General features: G+C 36.8%; 18 protein-coding genes. All 18 read right to left on the bottom strand.

Annotated elements, in window-relative coordinates:
• Positions 1–5: 5 nt before the first annotated feature.
• Positions 6–359, bottom strand: a complete 354-nt coding sequence (locus tag KI369_RS06575) for a diacylglycerol kinase family protein (RefSeq protein ID WP_144612558.1) — start codon at positions 357–359, stop codon at positions 6–8.
• Positions 356–826, bottom strand: a complete 471-nt coding sequence (gene ybeY, locus KI369_RS06570) for an rRNA maturation RNase YbeY (protein WP_212955457.1) — start codon at positions 824–826, stop codon at positions 356–358. Before ybeY ends, KI369_RS06575 begins: the two co-directional genes overlap by 4 nt.
• Positions 823–2967, bottom strand: a complete 2145-nt coding sequence (locus KI369_RS06565; RefSeq protein ID WP_212955456.1) for an HD family phosphohydrolase — start codon at positions 2965–2967, stop codon at positions 823–825. The genes ybeY and KI369_RS06565 overlap by 4 nt, the downstream gene beginning before the upstream one ends.
• 193 nt (positions 2968–3160) lie before the next feature.
• On the bottom strand, positions 3161–4120 hold the full coding sequence (locus KI369_RS06560) for a PhoH family protein (RefSeq protein WP_144612551.1): 960 nt from the start codon (positions 4118–4120) through the stop codon (positions 3161–3163).
• A gap of 3 nt (positions 4121–4123) precedes the next feature.
• Complete coding sequence (gene yqfD, locus KI369_RS06555) at positions 4124–5323, bottom strand: sporulation protein YqfD (protein WP_212955455.1); 1200 nt, start codon at positions 5321–5323, stop codon at positions 4124–4126.
• 177 nt (positions 5324–5500) lie between these two features.
• Positions 5501–5794: a sporulation protein YqfC gene (yqfC, locus tag KI369_RS06550; protein WP_212955454.1), complete on the bottom strand. Its 294-nt coding sequence runs from the start codon at positions 5792–5794 to the stop codon at positions 5501–5503.
• A 108-nt stretch (positions 5795–5902) separates the two neighbouring features.
• A complete protein-coding gene (locus KI369_RS06545; RefSeq protein ID WP_212955453.1) occupies positions 5903–6346 on the bottom strand; it encodes a GatB/YqeY domain-containing protein in 444 nt (147 codons plus the stop codon).
• Positions 6347–6361: 15 nt separating this feature from the next.
• The gene (gene rpsU, locus KI369_RS06540) at positions 6362–6535 is read right to left on the bottom strand and encodes a 30S ribosomal protein S21 (RefSeq protein WP_000048061.1); all 174 of its coding nucleotides are present in this window, start codon (positions 6533–6535) and stop codon (positions 6362–6364) included.
• Positions 6536–6987: 452 nt separating this feature from the next.
• Positions 6988–8340: a tRNA (N(6)-L-threonylcarbamoyladenosine(37)-C(2))-methylthiotransferase MtaB gene (gene mtaB / locus KI369_RS06535; RefSeq protein WP_212955452.1), complete on the bottom strand. Its 1353-nt coding sequence runs from the start codon at positions 8338–8340 to the stop codon at positions 6988–6990.
• Positions 8341–8346: 6 nt separating this feature from the next.
• On the bottom strand, positions 8347–9096 hold the full coding sequence (locus KI369_RS06530) for a 16S rRNA (uracil(1498)-N(3))-methyltransferase (RefSeq protein WP_064474770.1): 750 nt from the start codon (positions 9094–9096) through the stop codon (positions 8347–8349).
• Positions 9097–9240: 144 nt separating this feature from the next.
• On the bottom strand, positions 9241–10179 hold the full coding sequence (gene prmA, locus KI369_RS06525) for a 50S ribosomal protein L11 methyltransferase (protein WP_212955451.1): 939 nt from the start codon (positions 10177–10179) through the stop codon (positions 9241–9243).
• A 28-nt stretch (positions 10180–10207) separates the two neighbouring features.
• Positions 10208–11323 (bottom strand): molecular chaperone DnaJ, encoded by a 1116-nt coding sequence (dnaJ, locus tag KI369_RS06520; RefSeq protein ID WP_016086237.1) that lies wholly within the window; start codon positions 11321–11323, stop codon positions 10208–10210.
• A gap of 193 nt (positions 11324–11516) precedes the next feature.
• The gene (gene dnaK, locus KI369_RS06515; RefSeq protein WP_212955450.1) at positions 11517–13352 is read right to left on the bottom strand and encodes a molecular chaperone DnaK; all 1836 of its coding nucleotides are present in this window, start codon (positions 13350–13352) and stop codon (positions 11517–11519) included.
• Positions 13353–13378: 26 nt separating this feature from the next.
• On the bottom strand, positions 13379–13945 hold the full coding sequence (grpE, locus tag KI369_RS06510; RefSeq protein ID WP_193672006.1) for a nucleotide exchange factor GrpE: 567 nt from the start codon (positions 13943–13945) through the stop codon (positions 13379–13381).
• A 114-nt stretch (positions 13946–14059) separates the two neighbouring features.
• Positions 14060–15076, bottom strand: a complete 1017-nt coding sequence (gene hrcA, locus KI369_RS06505; protein ID WP_212955449.1) for a heat-inducible transcriptional repressor HrcA — start codon at positions 15074–15076, stop codon at positions 14060–14062.
• Between the two features lie 133 nt (positions 15077–15209).
• Positions 15210–16349 carry a radical SAM family heme chaperone HemW gene (gene hemW, locus KI369_RS06500; protein ID WP_212955448.1) on the bottom strand — a complete coding sequence of 380 codons (1140 nt, stop codon included), beginning with the start codon at positions 16347–16349 and terminating at the stop codon, positions 15210–15212.
• Positions 16350–16400: 51 nt separating this feature from the next.
• A complete protein-coding gene (locus tag KI369_RS06495; RefSeq protein ID WP_001293536.1) occupies positions 16401–16775 on the bottom strand; it encodes a winged helix-turn-helix transcriptional regulator in 375 nt (124 codons plus the stop codon).
• Positions 16776–16925: 150 nt separating this feature from the next.
• Positions 16926–18749 carry an elongation factor 4 gene (lepA, locus tag KI369_RS06490; RefSeq protein ID WP_144612543.1) on the bottom strand — a complete coding sequence of 608 codons (1824 nt, stop codon included), beginning with the start codon at positions 18747–18749 and terminating at the stop codon, positions 16926–16928.
• Positions 18750–18949: the final 200 nt, after the last annotated feature.

Genomic DNA, 18949 nt, shown 5'->3' with positions numbered 1-18949 from the left:
TGCAACTATACCACATACGGTAAAAAGATAATAGCACCAATTATAACGGCTATTATCGCAAACAATAAAACTGCTCCCGCTGCAACATCCTTTGCAATTTTCGCAAACGGATGTATATCGGTAGTCGCTAAATCTACTGTTTTTTCCACAGCCGTATTTACCATCTCTAAACTCATTACAATTCCTATTACAATAAGTAATATCATCCACTCTACTTTCGTAATATGGAAATAAAAGCCGCAGCATATAACAATGACTGCGGCTAAATAATGAATTTTCATATTTCGTTCATGACGAAGACAAAAGAATATACCTGCTATAGCATATCCAAAACTATTTATAAGTTTTCCTTTTTTCATCGACCTAATCCAAATGCCTCTAAAATTTCTTTTTGCCTTCCAAACATTTCTTTTTCATCTTCTTCTGTCATGTGGTCATAACCAAGTAAATGTAAAAAGCCATGTAACGCTAAAAATCCAAGTTCACGATCAAAAGAATGCCCATACTCTTCAGCTTGTTCTTTCGCTCTCGGAATAGAAATAATAAGGTCACCTAACATACGCGGCATCTCTGCACCTACAATTTCCATTTCTCCTTCTCCCATTTCTTCCATAGCAAAGGAAATGACATCAGTAGGCTGATCCTTATCTCGATAATCACGATTAATCTCACGAATGCGTTCGTTATCTACAAATGTCACTGATAACTCCGCACCAGCCTCTATTTTTTCCATTTGAGCCGCTGTTCCTAATATCTCACGAATTAAATTCACATATTCTTCTTTCACTTCTTCTGTTTCATCAATGAAATCAATTAATAAACTCATTCTTTCTCCTTCTCTTCCGGTGGTTCCGGATATGTAATACGCGAATGGAAAATACCATTTAACGTTTCACATAACGTTTTTCCAACGATTTGTAGTTCCTTAAATGTCAAATCACATTCACTAAATTGCCCATCTTGCAAGCGATCTTTAATAATACTTTGTACTAAATTATTAATTTGATCTGGCGTTGGATGATTCATAGAACGTACCGCCGCCTCAACGCTATCAGCAATACCAACGATTGCCGATTCTTTAGAAGTTGCTTTTGAGCCCGGATAACGGAACATCTCTTCTGTATATTTTTCTTTATCTTCTTTAATCGCCTTATAATAAAAATATTTAAGCAGTGTTGTACCATGGTGTTGTCCAGCAATATCGATAATTTCTTGTGGAATATGGTATTCTTCGAGCATTTTCACTCCATCTGTTACATGGGCAATGATAATATCTTTACTTGTCACAGGATCTAATTTATCATGTGGATTTTCAATTCCCATCTGGTTTTCAATAAAGAATTGCGGTTGTACTGTTTTCCCTACATCATGATAATACGCTCCTACACGTGCTAATACACCATTTGCTCCAACCGCTTCACAAGCTGCCTCAGAAAGATTCGCTACCATTACACTATGGTGATATGTTCCTGGCGCTTCTAACAAAATTCTACGCAAAAGCGGATGATTCGGACTCGATAGCTCCATAAGCTTCATGCTTGATACAATCCCAAGTCCACTCTCTAAATATGGTAATATCCCCATAGCTAAAACGGATGAGATAATTCCTGAAACGGAAGCCATCAATAATTGTGTTCCAATTTCAAGAGGTGAAAAATTCCCATTACGTAATAATAATAACGCCGCTAAGACGACTACATTTAAGATAGAAACGAGTATACCAGCTTGTAAAATCATCGTACGACGATTTTTTTCTCTTAAGAAAATGCTTACTGATAATGAACTTAATAACACATAAATACCTACACTATAATTCAGTGTGCTTGTTACCCCTTCATTAAACATAATACTTCCGCACACAGAAAAAATCATACTTGTTAAAAATACAAATCGATCGCCAATCATTAGTTTTACAAGTATTGTTCCCATCGCAACTGGGACAACATACGCAATCCCTGCATATTCAAGCTTTTGAAACAAACTAATAGTTTTCATTAAAACAATCGTGATAGACAAAATTGTAATATAAGCTAAAATATACGGTCTATCTTCTCTTTTACGCTGTAAAAACACTTCAAACTGCTTATGCATGAAGTACAGTAACACACCGATGAGCACTGCTAATCCAACATAAGGCTGAAAACTATTACCTTTCTCTAATAAACCAACTAATTTCAACTGATTATACATATCACTTGAAATCGTTTCACCTTCTCTAACAATAACTTGTCCTTGAAGAATATAAACAGGTGGAACTAAATCTTCTTCCGCTTTCTTCTTCTCTTTCGTTACAGCCGGATCATAAAAATAATTTGCTGTAATCGCATATGATCCTAGCGCATTCACAGCTTCCTTCAATCCGCTATTCACATTGAGGCTTTTCATTTCATTAACAAACCGCTCTTTTGCTGCTATTTCTTCGGACATTTTAATATTTCCACCCATAATAACACTAACAGACGTTAAAGCCGCGTTCTTTGCTAATTCTAATTGATCCGGTTCTGCATTAATAAAGTATAATAAATTCTCTTCAGATAATTCCTTTGTTAAATTAGATGGCAACTTCTTCTTCAACTTTTCTAATTTATTTGCATCGGTCATCTTTTTTTGCTCTTCAGGTCCAGCAGCTTTCATTTCTTGAATTACTTCATTTACCTTGGCAAAAACATCATTTACAATATCTACTCTATTTTGTTTATATTCACTTCTATATGTATATTGATCCCCAACTTTTTGAGCGGCCTCTTGTTTTTTTCTGTCCGTTATAACCTTATCTTCAATTTTAATAGGAGAATGAATTGTTTTTTTTGCAATAGAATACATATCAACATCTAATTGCTCTGGTTTTACATTATTCATAAGTGCAAAAAACAGCACTGCCCCTAATAAAACGTAAGAAATCCAACTTAGTTTTTTCGAATGTTGTAAATTACGAAACCACTTAGAAATTTCTTGAGATCTTAACATGATTTCAATACCTTCTCCTCTCCAGAAATAAAGTGAAACTATTTATAGCTTTCATTTCTTCTAGCCAACGATACCTTTAGGTAATATTTTGATACACCAGTACCTATAGTTTATTTCTCTTATCTTTTATGATAGTAAAAAATATGTCGTTCGCCAACCTTAATACAAAAAGAAATGATCCTGACAAATAGGATCATTCCATTTTATCATATGCCTCAATAATACGTTGCACCAGTGGATGCCTCACAACGTCTGTTTGTTCTAACGTAATGAACGAAAGACCTGATACACCAGATAAAATGTTAGAAGCTAGCGAAAGCCCTGATTTTACCCCTTTTGGTAAGTCTACTTGTGAAGGGTCCCCTGTAATAACCATTTTAGAACTAAAACCCAATCTTGTTAAAAACATTTTTATTTGTGCACCCGTTGTATTTTGCGCTTCATCTAAAATAACAAATGAATCATCGAGCGTACGCCCTCTCATATAAGCAAGAGGCGCGATTTCAATTACACCTCGCTCCATCATACGCTGCGTATATTCTTGTCCAAGAATATCGTGCAATGCATCATACAATGGACGTAAATACGGATCTACCTTCTCTTTCAAATCTCCTGGTAAAAAACCTAAACTTTCTCCAGCTTCTACAGCCGGTCTCGTTAAAATGATTTTCTTTACATACCCTTGCTTTAAAGCTCTCACAGCCATTACTACAGCTAAGTATGTTTTCCCAGTCCCAGCAGGTCCTATTCCAAATACAATATCATTCTTCTTCATTGCATGAATATACCTTCTTTGCCCCATTGTTTTTACACGAATGGATTTACCTTTTGCCGTTTTAAAGATTTCTTCTTCATATAACTCTTCAAATTGAGCAATTTTCCCTTGTTGTGCGAGCTGAATTGCATACGCAACATCTCTTTCTGCAATTGATACACCTTTTCGAATAACAACAAGTAATTGCTGTAAGATTTTTTCTACGAGTGTCACAGTTTCAACTGCTCCAGATGCATGAACAGTTTCACCTCTTGTTACAATCGATACATTCAGTTCCCGTTCAATTACTTTCAAATGAGCATCATTGACTCCAAAAAGAGCGATTGCTTCGTTAGTATTTTCCAATTGTTGGTTCATTTCTACTAATTGTTCTGCCATTACTCAGTCTCCTTGAATATCGGATTCGGATATTGGTTGTGACTCTGCAATATTTTCAATCACAGTATAATGCAATGTGACTTTTAGTTGATCCGCCTCAACCTCTTTACTCAAAATCTTATCACTTACAATCATAGCATGTTCATCCAATTTTTTCTTTAGTTCTTTTTCAGCCATCTCTTTCGCTACTTTCATTGCCTGTTTTTCTGTATATTCTCGATTTGCTTCTTCCTCTTCACGCACGATATCTTTTTCGTACGCGATCGGCAGTGTAAAACCAAATAATTTCACATTATGTTTTACACTTTCCGTACGAGAGCGTTTATACTTATCATGTTGAAATCCCCATATTTTTATTTTTGCACTTCCAAATGTAAGGTAATGCTCATTATAGGTATTGCCAGTATATACTTGAAATTGTGTCTTTAGCGGCACATTCACCTGAGATGTGTACCACGTTTCTCCGTATACAATACCTTTCGCCGAAACAATCGTTGGACTCTCCTCATTACCATATATCCCTGATACAAGAAGTTGCCCTTTTTCTACATGGTCATTTTTTAAAACGACTGGCTTTCCTACTTCAATAAATGTTTTTGTAACAATTGCTTCTTTTTTAGCCACTAAATTTTGCGGCCTTTGTTCCTTTTCTTTTTTCGGTTCATTTTTTTCAACAATTTTAAAATGGTACGTCGTTCCTCTTATTTCTAGTCCTGCCCAAGTAATCGCATTAATATTGTCTGTCAAATGACGTTGTACATCTTCTACACTAGGCATTTGGAATTGTAATTTTCCTTTTTTAATACCCATTTTGTCTAATTCTTTCATCAATATATATTCTGTTTCAGGTTTTGCTCCTGTAATTTCAATTTTCCAAACCATATTAGATAATGCAATCATACCAAAAAAGAAAATTAAAAAACCAATTAAAAATCCACTATTTTTAATTAAACGCTTATTCAAAAAAGGAAAACCGTAACGCCCAATAAAATATAGTTTACATTCATTTTTTCTATAAATTGGTTTTATTTTTTTCACATCTCGTAATAGCATACAAAAAACTAACGTTTCATCAGCAATTTTCTTAACGTCCCAAACTAATAATTTCCTACGTACACATTCGTTAACGAACCGCTCTGCTCCTCTACCTTCAATTCGTACTTTTACATACCCAAGCCACTTTATAAACCATTTATTTTTCATCTACTACCTTCACTACCTTTCCCAAAGTAGACACACTACTTTTCACTTTAATTAGTAAAATAGCTCGTACGAAAATGAAATAAAGAGTTTTATTTTCCATAAATAGCAAGAATAAACTAAATAGTAGGGTCAAATCGTTAGAATAAAGAAGAAAAACTTCACATACGGAAGTTTCCCTCACTTCTCTTTCTGTTCGTTTTCCAAAAACGTCACTTGCTCAATCATCCCTTCAAGCAAAAGTTCTTCTGGAAGGATTGTTTTAATAACAAAGGATTGCCCCTTAATTAATAATTGACCATGCTTTAACAACAATCTTACTTCTTTATCTGAAAATACTAATAAACCTCGATGATTTTCTATATAGATATGCACTTGCCCAACAAGCGTGATCCGAGGTAGATCCATTAGCACATCCACTGGCAGGTCTATTTGCTTCGTTAACCAATTCTTCATTTGTTCTAATTTTTTCATCTCCAAAGACCCCCTCTCATCCCATATGTATGAAAAAAGAGCTTGTAATATCACGTCCAAACGGAAAAAAAGCATAAAAAAACGTCTCATACGAAATGAGACGTTTTTTTATGCTAATAGCTGGATAACCAGCTTATTCACAAGTGATCCGTCTGTTTTACCTTTTACTTTCGGCATAACAGCAGTCATCACCTTACCCATATCTGCTTTAGAAGTCGCACCAACTTCAGAAATAACTTGCTTGATTACCTCAACCAGTTCCTCTTCAGTTAATTGCTCCGGCAAATATGCGCTTAAAATCTGAATTTCACTTTGCAGTTTATCAACAAGGTCTTCACGACCAGCTTTTTTAAATTCAAGGAGGGAGTCCTTATACTGTTTTACTTCACGAGCTAAAACTGTTAATTCCTCTTCTTCAGTAAGAGTATGTTGCAGTTTAATACCTTCATTTTGTAAAGCAGCCTTAACCATACGAATGACGGTTAATTTTTCTTTTTGTTTATTCTTCATCGCTTGTTTCATATCATCGTTTAAACGACCGAGAAGACTCATAACTTACACCCTCTCTTAGAATTTACGCTTTCTTGCCGCTTCAGATTTCTTCTTACGTTTTACACTTGGTTTTTCATAAAACTCGCGCTTTCTTGCTTCAGCAAGTGTACCAGTTTTAGAAACCGATCTTTTAAAACGGCGAAGTGCATCCTCCAAAGACTCGTTTTTACGAACGACTGTTTTTGACATTCTCTTTCCCTCCCTCCGAAACATCACACTTACATACTAACTTCAGCATGCAAAAAGAAACACTTCTTCAGCATGTCTTTTACGATTATAATACATTTTATCACTTCAGGTCAACTATTTGGCAGAATAAAAGAAGAATAGATGCTCTTCCTTTTTCAAAAACTATGCAGATAGCTGTTATCCTTTCTTCTGAAGACAACTATATTTTTGTCATGACACCTTTTTTCATACAACAATATACGACACAACTACGCATTTCGTACATTTTCAGTACTTAACTTCTCCACTAAAAAAGAAAGCATGCAAATCGTTTCCGTTTGCATGCTTTTTTTACCCGCTATTTACCGGACAGTAAGACCCCCACCTCAAAATTTAGCCAAAACAAAGAAGTTAGGTGGGTATCGGGCTAATAATCAGCGGGAGATTCACCCTCCGCTGATTAAAGTTTCACTTTATGCGCTTGCTGATTCTTTTTTTACATCATCTTCAAGAACACGAACAAATTGCGCTTCGTTATATGGATAACCAGCTTTCGTGATTTTCACTTTCACTAGTTTACCAATTAATTCTTCGGATCCTTCAAATACAATTTTCAAGTAGTTATCTGTATAACCTACATATAACCCCTCACGGTCGCCCTCTTTAAATTGTTCTTCTGGAATAATTTCAAGTACTTCTCCTTCAAACTGTGACGCATACTCTTTCGCTAATTGATTAGATAGTTCAATTAAGCGGTGAACACGATCGTTCTTCACATCTTCAGGAACTTGATCTTCCATACGCGCTGCAGGTGTTCCTGTACGTTTGGAGTAAGGGAACACGTGTAACTCAGAGAAGCGATTCTCTTTAATGAAATTGTATGTTTCCATAAATTCTTCTTCCGTTTCACCTGGGAAACCAACGATTACGTCCGATGTAATCGCAAGACCTGGTAACGCTTCTTTCAAACGATCTAAACGCTCTTGGAAAAATTCCATCGTATACTTACGACGCATACGCTTTAATACAGTATTAGATCCAGATTGCAATGGAATGTGTAAGTGACGCACAACTACTTCTGACTTATCTAACACTTCAATTACTTCATCTGAAATCTGACTCGCTTCAATAGAAGAAATACGAAGACGCTTTAATCCGCCTACTTCCGCTTCCATATCACGAAGTAATCCAGCTAAGTTATAATCTTTAATATCTTCGCCGTACCCACCTGTATGAATACCTGTTAAGACGATTTCTTTATAGCCTGCATTTACTAATTGCTGTGCTTGTTTAATAACTTCTTTCCCATCACGAGAACGCATTAAACCACGTGCCCAAGGAATAATACAGAATGTACAGAAGTTATTACAACCTTCTTGTATTTTTAAAGATGCACGTGTACGATCCGTGAAATAAGGTACATCTAGTTCTTCGTATACACGTGTTTTCATAATGTTGCGGACAGCATTAATTGGTTGACGCTCTTTGCGGAATTCTTCGATGTATCCTAACATCTTTTCACGATCCTGTGTACCAACTACAATATCTACACCTGGAATCGCCATAATTTCCGCTGGAGATGTTTGTGCGTAACATCCCGTTACACAAATTACCGCATCCGGGTTTTGACGAACAGCACGTCTAATAACTTGACGACTTTTCTTATCTCCGGTATTCGTTACTGTACACGTATTAATAACATATACATCAGCTTTCTTTTCATATTCAGTTCTTTCATATCCACCTTGCTTAAACAATTGCCAAATGGCTTCTGTTTCATAGTGGTTTACTTTACAACCTAACGTATGGAACGCAACAGTTGACATTGATCATCACCCCATCAATTCAAAATGATACGAAGCAGCACTTAACGCGTATAACGGCGCCGTTTCTGTTCTTAAAATTCTTGGTCCTAAACTACATGGTACAAATTTATGTTCACGAAGCGTAGTAATCTCTTCCTCCGCTAAACCACCTTCTGGTCCAAATACAATCAATAGTTTTTGGCCTGGTTTCATCGTCGTTAAAGCTTTAGCAAAATTGGACTTCTCACCTTGTTTTGCTTCCTCTTCGTACGCAACAAGACATACATCATACTCATTACTCATTGAAAGCAATTGCTTAAACGATGCCGGAGCATGCACTTCTGGAATTTCACTTCTATGCGATTGTTCCGCAGCTTCTTTCACAATTTTTCTTAAACGCTCAACTTTTTTATCAGCTTTTTTTGCATCCCATTTTACGATAGATCGAGATGCTTGAAATGGTAAGAATGCAGCTGCCCCAAGCTCAGTTCCTTTTTGGAAAATTAACTCTAGCTTATCTCCTTTCGGCAGTCCACTTGCAATCGTCACGAAAACAGGAAGTTCACTTGACGCCTCTACCCATTCTACAATAGCCGTATTAATAAATTCACTGGTAATTTCATCAATTGAACATACTGCTGTTTTTCCGTTTACACAGCAGTAAATGTGATCACCAGCTGACATACGCATCACTCTTGCGATATGATGTACGTCATCACCTACAATGCGAATACTTGTCTCATTTACATATTTTTCTTCTACAAAATAACGTTGCATATAATCACCTTAGTAGAGTTTCGTTCCTTTCGTAAGTCATCACTTACGAAAAGAACGAAACGTTATCATTTTTCATATAACAAACGGCAAGTCCCTCACCTTATAGTGAGAGACTCCCCTTTTCATTATAGACTAAAATCTATATTACGCATTTCGTGCAATAATTGCTACCCAATCTTCCATTCGTAACACTTCTTTAATTGTAAATCCAGCTTTTTCTAATGCTTCAGAAATTACCTTTTCCTTCGCTGCAATAATGCCGGATGTAATAAATAATCCGCCCGACTTCACAACTCTTGCTGCATCTTCAGGGAATAATAGAATAATTTCTGCTAATAAGTTAGCTACAATTAAATCAACAGGACCTTCAATGCCTTCTAAAAGACTATTTTGCCCAACAGAAACGATATCATCTGTTTTATTTAAACGTACATTCATTTCTGCACTTTCAACCGCAACCGGATCTAAATCATACGCTTGAACAGAAGACGCACCTAATTTTGCCGCTGCAATACTAAGTACACCAGAACCTGTTCCTACATCAATGATAGTGTCACCTGGCTGAACTGTTTTTTCTAATGCACGAATACACATCGTTGTTGTCGGATGAGTTCCTGTCCCAAACGCCATACCTGGATCTAATTCAATAATTTTTTCTTCCGGAGAAGATGGTGTATATTCTTCCCACGTCGGCACAATTGTGAATGTATCAGAAATTTGTACTGGATGGTAATATTTTTTCCAAGCAGTAGCCCAATCTTCTTCATTGACTTCGTTAACTGTAATATTTCCAGTACCAATTTCGATGTCGTAAGATGGAAGCATATCAATAGATGATTTTACACCTGCAATCGTTTCATGTAAAGAATCCGTTTGCGGGAAATACGCTTTTATTAATACACCTTCCGCCGGATATTCATCTGGATTCAATGCATAAATTTCACCATATTGTTGCTCGCGCTCTTTCGTCAATTCCGCTGGATCCTCAATCGCAACTCCACTAGCACCAGCTTCATGTAAAATATGAGAGACAGCTTCTACTGCTTCTTCTGTTGTATGAATACTAATTTCTGACCATTTCACAATTTACCAACTCCATTTTTTATTTCCATTATTCCCCTTTGAAAGCACGTTTAAGCTTTCCAAATAGACTATCATCCTGCTCTTCTTGTCCCGCAAATTCACGTAATAAATCTTTTTGATGTGAAGTTAATTTCGTCGGTACAACAACACGAACGACTACATATTGATCTCCTTGACCGTATCCACGTACGTTTGGAGCACCTTTTCCTTTTAAGCGGAATTCTGTTCCTGTTTGTGTTCCTGCTGGAATTTTCAGCTTCACTTTCCCATGAACAGTAGGAACTTCCACTTCAGCACCAAGTGCCATTTGCGCAAATGTTAATGGCATTTCGCAAATAATGTGGTCTCCTTCACGCTCAAAGAATTCATGATTTCTTACATGAACAACAACATATAAATCTCCTGCCGGTCCGCCATTTACGCCCGCTTCACCTTTTCCAGATACGCGAATTTGTTGACCATTATCAATACCTGCTGGAATTTTAACGTTGATTTTTTTACGTTTACGTACTTTACCAGAACCGTGACATGTCGTACATTTTTCTTTAATCATTTGACCAGTTCCTGAACAATGACCACAAGCTTGACGGTTTACGATACGACCAAATGGTGTATTTTGTTCTACACTTACTTGCCCTGATCCTGAACAATGTTTACATGTTTCTTTTGAAGTTCCTGGTTTCGCTCCGCTACCTTTACAAGTATCACATGGATCTTCTACTGGAATCTCGACATTTAATTCTTTACCAAAAATAGCTTCTTCAAACTCTAAAGTAACTTGATATTGTAAATCAGCACCTTGACGCGGAGCATTTGGATCACGACGTCTACCGCCACCGCCGCCAAAGAACGAACTAAAGATATCTTCGAAACCGAAGCCACCGCCGAAGTCTCCTCCGCCGCCAAAGCCACCGAAACCTTGATTTGCACCAGCATGACCAAATTGATCATATTGCGCGCGCTTTTGATCGTCGCTTAATACTTCGTATGCTTCTTGTACTTCTTTAAACTTTTCAATTGCATTTTCTTCTTTACTTACGTCTGGATGGTATTTTTTAGCCAAACGACGATACGCTTTTTTTATTTCATCTTTTGAAGCACCCTTGCTAAGTCCAAGGACCTCATAATAATCTCGTTTACTCATAAATTTACAACCCCCGAATCTTTCACATAAACGTAATTTTAACACCGAAAGAAAGTGCTTTGCAACAAAGTTTCCTCACTTACAGTATGCAAAGTAAAAAACTTAAGAACCTCACACTTTTCTTCTCATTCATGAAAAAAGCCAAAGCCAAGGCACGCTTGACTTTGACTTTTTGTCATCTTACTTATTTATATTACTTATCTTCTTTTACTTCTTCAAACTCAGCGTCTACTACATTGTCTTTCTTCGCGCCAGCATCTTGTGCCCCTTGTGCACCTTCTGCTTGCCCTGCAGCTGCTTGAGCTTGCTCGTATAATTTAACACTTAATTGTTGTACGATTTCTTGTAAAGCGTCTTTTTTCGCACGGATTTCCTCAAGCTCATTCTTCTCGATCGCAGCTTGTAGTGCCTCTTTCGCTTCTGTTGCTTTTGCAACTTCAGCCTCATCCACTTTACCTTCTAAATCTTTTACAACTTTGTCCGTTTGGAATACAAGTTGGTCAGCTTCGTTACGAAGTTCAACTTCTTCCTTACGTTTTTGGTCAGCGTCAGCATTTGCTTCTGCTTCTTGTACCATACGATCTACTTCTTCATCAGAAAGACCTGAAGAAGATTGGATTGTAATAGCTTGTTCTTTGCTTGTTCCTAAGTCTTTCGCACGTACGTTAACGATACCGTTCGCATCAATATCGAATGTTACTTCGATTTGTGGAATACCACGTGGTGCTGGTGGAAGGTCTGTTAATTGGAAACGACCTAATGTTTTGTTATCAGCTGACATTGGACGCTCACCTTGTAATACGTGAATGTCTACTGCCGGTTGGTTATCAGCAGCTGTCGAGAATACTTGTGACTTACTTGTTGGAATTGTAGTGTTACGCTCGATTAATTTCGTGAACACACCACCCATAGTTTCAATACCTAAAGAAAGTGGAGTTACATCTAATAATAGTACGCCTTCTACATCACCAGTAAGTACGCCACCTTGAACTGCAGCACCTAATGCTACAACTTCATCAGGGTTTACACCTTTATATGGTTCTTTACCAGTTTCACGTTTAATAGCTTCTTGTACAGCTGGGATACGAGTAGATCCACCAACAAGGATAACTTTATCTAATTCGCTTGGAGCAAAACCAGCGTCTTTTAATGCACGACGAGTTGGCTCTAAAGTTCTTTCAACAAGACCTGCTGAAAGCTCTTCGAATTTCGCTCTTGTTAATGTTAATTCTAAGTGTAATGGACCAGCAGCTCCGGCACTAATGAATGGTAATGAAATTTGTGTTTGTGTTACACCTGAAAGATCTTTTTTCGCTTTTTCAGCTGCATCTTTCAAACGTTGAAGTGCCATTTTATCTTGGCTTAAATCAATGTTATTTTCTTTTTTGAACTCAGCTACTAAGTGGTCAATAATAACTTGGTCAAAGTCATCTCCACCAAGACGATTGTCACCAGCAGTTGAAATAACTTCGAATGTTCCGTCTGCTAACTCAAGGATAGATACGTCAAATGTACCGCCACCTAAGTCATATACTAAGATTTTTTGCTCTTCATCTTGTTTTTCTAAACCGTAAGCAAGCGCTGCTGCTGTTGGTTCGTTAATGATACGCTCAACTTCTAAACCAGCGATACGACCAGCATCTTTTGTCGCTTGACGTTCTGCATCGTTGAAGTATGCAGGTACTGTAATAACAGCTTTCGTAACTGTTTCACCTAAGTATGCTTCAGCAGAAGCTTTTAAGTTTTGTAAAATGATTGCAGAAATTTCTTGAGGTGTATAATCTTTACCTTCAACTTCTACTTTGTAGTCTGTACCCATATGACGTTTAACAGACATGATTGTATTTGGGTTTGTAATTGCTTGACGCTTTGCAACTTCCCCAACTTGACGCTCTTCATTTTTAAAAGCTACAACAGAAGGTGTTGTACGGTTTCCTTCTGGATTTGGGATAACCTTTGGTTCTCCACCTTCCATAACAGCTACACAAGAGTTTGTTGTACCTAAGTCAATACCGATAATTTTACTCATGGCGAATCCTCCTACTTTTATGTAAATTATTGATTTACTTTTACCATTGATGGGCGAATCACACGGTCTTTTAGTTTATAACCTTTTTGGAATTCTTCAACTACCGCGTTTGATTCAAATTCACTATCTTCCACTTGCATAATAGCTTGGTGTTCATTAGGATCAAACTGTTTACCAACAGCTTCAATCGCTTCAACACCTTCTTTAGTCAGTGCTTCTAACAATTGACGATGCACCATTTCCATACCTTGTAACAAGGATTTCGTTTGCTCATCAGTTGCTTCCACTTGCATTGCTCTTTCAAAATTATCAAGAGCTGGCAAAATATCTGAAACTAGACTTTGTGCTCTATATTTTTCAGCAGCCTGTTTATCCATTTGGACACGACGCTTATAATTTTCAAAATCAGCTTGTAGACGTAATGTGCGACCTTCCGTTTCCGTTAGTTTCGCTTGTAACTCATCTACTTTTTCTTGTAAAAGAGCAGCCTCACTTTTTTCTTCTACAGTTTTTTCACTGTTTTCTGCCGTGACAGCTTCTTCAACTTGCGCTTCTTTTACTTCTTCTACCACTTGTTCGTTACGCTCTTCCACAATATTCACCTCCTTAAAAGGTATTAGGTATTATGCTGAACACAATTACCTAAGCATTATATATTACACACAGCAATGAAAATTTCATTACTTGAGCGAATGTATTACTCTTATTTACTTTTTAAGTCCATCAGTAAATTGTCTCGTAAATAACTGTAACAAACTAATTACCCGAGAGTACTGCATTCTTGTCGGACCTAAAATAGCAATTGTTCCAAGCTGCTCTTCTCCAATCGAATATGTTGCAGAAATTAAACTACAATCTTCCATGGCCGTCGCAGAGTTTTCCCTACCGATTTTCACTTGAATACCTACTTGTTTATGACGCAAAATGTCATAAAACTCGGCTTCATTATCAATCATCGTCAGCAAGGATCTTACTTTGTGAATGTCATGGAACTCTGGTTGCGAAAGCATATTTGCTTTTCCTCCAAAGTATATCTTTTCCGATAAAGGAACTTGAAATGTACCATCTAACATTTTTATTGCACTATCGTAATTATGAACATACCCACGTAAAACTGTAACAATCTCTTTAAAGATTTTGTTATGCAGTTCTGCCATTGGTACGCCCGACAGCTTTTCATTTAAAATATTAACCATTTTTTCTAAATCTGATAAATCAACAGATTCCGGAACGGTAATCGTTTTGCTTTGTACATGCCCTGTATCCGTTACAATAATAGCGACTGCAGTTTGACGATCAAGCGGTACAATTTGTACGTTTTTAAGTTTATTTGTGCTTAACTTCGGTCCAAGAACAATGGCCGTATAATTCGTAATCTCTGATAAAATTTGAGCCGATTGCTGTGCAATCTTTTCCGCTTCAAAAATTCTTTCAGCAAACAAATCTTTAATTTGTACAATTTCATCGTTCGGTAAATTTTGCGGCGCTAACAGATGGTCTACATAAAAACGATATCCTTTTTCAGAAGGAACACGTCCTGAAGAACTATGCGTTTTCTCAATAAATCCTAGTTCCTCTAAATCAGCCATTTCATTTCGAATAGTAGCTGAACTATACGTAATTTCATCTTTCTTCGCCAACGTCCTCGACCCAACAGGTTGCGCTGATCCAATAAAGTCATCAATAATTGTTTGTAAAATTAAGAGCTGACGTTCCGTAAGCATCTCATCATCACCTCTGTTAGCACTCTTTGTCTTCGAGTGCTAAATCTATTAATAACTTACCAAAATTGACATTCAATTGTCAACGGAAACGTCACGAAATAATGAAACTTTTTCACGTTAATGGAACATTTAATTAGTCAATCAAAAATGATTGGAATACTTCATTCCCTAATAACTTTCCTTTTCGCGTTAAACGAACATATCCATCACTCTCTTCAAGCAACCCTTGTTCTTGGTTGCTTTGTAACTGCTTCGCAAAAACCTGATTCATTTCCATATTAAATTTCTTTTGAAACGCTATTTTAGATACACCTTTTGTTTTTCGAAGCCCTAAGAACAACTCTTCTTCCATTCTTTCTTTCTCCGTCACCGCGTGAACATCTAAATACGGAAATCCAGTTTCATCGATTTTATTAAAATATTGCTTGAGCGGCCCTACATTTTGGATACGTTCTCCATTTACATAACTATGCGCTCCAGCTCCAAATCCATAATACTCTTCATTATTCCAGTATGTGAGATTATGTCTACTTTCATTATCACCTTTTGAGAAATTGCTAATTTCATACTGGCTATAGCCGTGTTTCTCCATTTCATCCATTACCATTTCATACATTTTCGCTTCGTGGTCTTCACCTGGAAGTCTTAATTTCCCTTTATTCATTAAGTTATAAAATACAGTTTTCGGTTCCACAATTAATGAATATGCGGAGAAATGTTGCACACCAAGTGTAAAAGCAATGTCCAATGTTTCTTTTACATCTTCTATCGTCTGCCCTGGCAGAGCATAAATAATGTCTACATTTATATTTTTAAAGCCCACTTCCTGCGCTTCTCTAATTGCTACAAACGCATCTTCCCTCGTATGCTTACGTCCAATTTTCTCAAGCAATTCGTCTCGAAATGTTTGTACACCAAAACTAATTCGGTTTACTCCACCTTCTAGTAACACATTTAACTTCTCTTTCGGCAAATCACCCGGATTCGCTTCAAATGTTAATTCACAATTCGGGGCAAATGGACGTAAACGACGATTTATAATATCTAATAATTTCTTTGTCTGCTCCATGTTTAACGCTGTCGGAGTTCCTCCACCAACAAAAATCGTTTTCATACTATCAAACGGTACCTTTTGAACTGTATTTATTATTTCTTTCTCTAAATACTCTAAATATTGATCGACCGGTTGGCGTTCAATAAACACTTTATTAAAATCACAATAGTGACAAATATGCTGACAAAACGGAATATGAATATATGCAGCTTGCACCAAAAATAACTCCTACCTTTCTAAAAAGAAAACCTCCGCGCTCGGGAGGCTTCTTTACTTCTCTAACGTATTACGAATTTGCTCCATTCGCATTTTTCCCCAATCATACATCATTTCAACGATTGGTAAAAGCGACATGCCTAATTCCGTCATATAATACTCCACTCGCGGAGGAATTTCTGGGTATACTGTTCGGTCAACAATCCCATCTTCCATTAACTCTTTTAATTGATTCGACAAAACTTTATGAGAAATGCTTGGGAATAATCGTTGTAATTCACTAAAACGATGAGGTCCTTCCACACCAAGATGCCACAGTATCACAACTTTCCACTTTCCGCTAATAATAGAAAGCGTCAATTCCTTTTCACAATTAAAATTGCCATTTTGTATTTTCTCGTGAATATCTTTTCGAATATTTTCGGACATTAACAAACCCCTAACTCTATATGAACTAAAAAGCTCTCTCACTATTGTAAATGAGAGAAGCTATGTTGTCTAAAAAGTAATGATATAAAAAAGAAGTCGTATAAACGACTTCTTTTTTTATATCGATTCGCATGAAATAACAATCAATTATTAATTGTCATCCATTTTCAGTACAGCCATGAACGCTTCTTGCGGTACTTCTACAGAACCAACAGACTTCATACGTTTTTTACCTTCTTTTTGCTTATCAAGAAGTTTACGTTTACGAGAAATGTCACCACCGTAACATTTCGCAAGTACGTTTTTACGCATCGCCTTAATTGTAGAACGCGCTACAACTTTGTTTCCGATCGTCGCTTGAATTGGTACTTCAAACTGCTGTCTTGGAATTAAATCTTTTAATTTCTCTACAATCACTTTACCGCGGTCATACGCTGAATCACGATGCACGATAAATGATAAAGCATCGACTTGTTCATTATTTAAAAGAATATCCATTTTCACAAGTTTAGATGGTTTGTAGCCAATTAACTCGTAGTCAAATGATGCATATCCTTTTGTGTTTGATTTCAACTGATCGAAGAAATCATATACGATTTCTGATAACGGGATTTCATATGTTAATGTAACACGTGTTTCATCTAAATATTGCATATCAATAAACGTTCCACGTTTACCTTGGCAAATTTCCATTACAGCTCCAACATAGTCATTTGGAACCATAATTGAAGCCTTTACAAACGGCTCTTCTACACGATCGATAGACTGTGGATCTGGCATATTAGATGGATTATCAACAATAACATCTTCACCGTTTGTTAAATACACTTTATAAATAACGCTTGGCGCTGTTGTAATTAAGTCAATTTTAAATTCACGTTCAATACGTTCTTGAATGATTTCCATGTGAAGAAGTCCTAAGAAACCACAACGGAAACCAAATCCTAGTGCTTGAGATGTTTCTGGTTCAAACTCAAGAGCAGAATCGTTTAACTCTAATTTTTCTAACGCATCACGTAAGTCGTTGTAACGTGCAGAATCAATTGGATATAAACCACAGAATACCATTGGGTTTAATTTACGATAACCTGCTAACGGCTCTGCAGCTGGACGTTTCGCATGTGTAATCGTATCACCAACACGTGTGTCACCAACATTTTTAATCGATGCCGCTAAGAATCCTACATCACCTACAGTTAACTCATCACGTTGCGTAGTCTTCGGTGTAAATACACCTACTTCTGTTACTTCAAATTCTTTACCAGTTGCCATCATACGTACTTTATCGCCAACTTTTACCGTTCCATTTACAACACGGATATAAGCAATTACACCACGGTACGGATCATATAAAGAGTCAAAAATCATACATTGTAACGGCTCTTCAGAATCACCTGTTGGTGCTGGTACTTTTTCAACGATTTGTTCTAAAATTTCTTCAATACCAATCCCAGCTTTTGCAGAAGCAAGTACAGCTTCTGATGCATCTAAACCGATTACATCTTCTACCTCTTGACGTACACGTTCTGGGTCTGCACTTGGTAAGTCGATTTTATTAATAACCGGTAAAATTTCTAAATTGTTATCAAGCGCTAAGTATACGTTTGCTAACGTTTGCGCTTCAATACCTTGCGCCGCATCTACTACAAGAATTGCACCTTCACAAGCCGCTAAACTACGAGATACTTCATACGTAAAGTCGACGTGTCCTGGTGTATCAATTAAGTGAAGAATATATTCTTCACCGTCTTTTGCTTTATACGTTAACTGTACTGCGTTTAATTTAATTGTAATACCACGCTCACGCTCTAAATCCATAGAGTCAAGCAATTGAGCTTTCATTTCACGTTGTGTTAACGCGTTTGTTTTCTCTAAAATACGGTCTGCTAACGTTGATTTTCCGTGGTCAATATGAGCAATGATAGAGAAATTACGGATTTTGGACTGTCTTTTTGCTCTTTCTTCTTTGTTCATCTATGTTCTCAACTCCTAATAGTCTCGCCAATATACACTAGCACTGATTATATCAATAGAGCAGCAAAGATTCAATGAAAACTCGTGCTGCTTACAATACAAATCATTCTATCTATATCTTATGCGAACAAACCATAAGAGACAAACCTTTTTCAAATTAAAAAACGGCTGTCGTACAAAATGGTAAGACAACCGTTCTT

The organism is Bacillus sanguinis, assembly GCF_018332475.1.
GTDB lineage: Bacteria > Bacillota > Bacilli > Bacillales > Bacillaceae_G > Bacillus_A > Bacillus_A sanguinis.
This window is presented reverse-complemented; position numbering and strand designations above follow the sequence as displayed.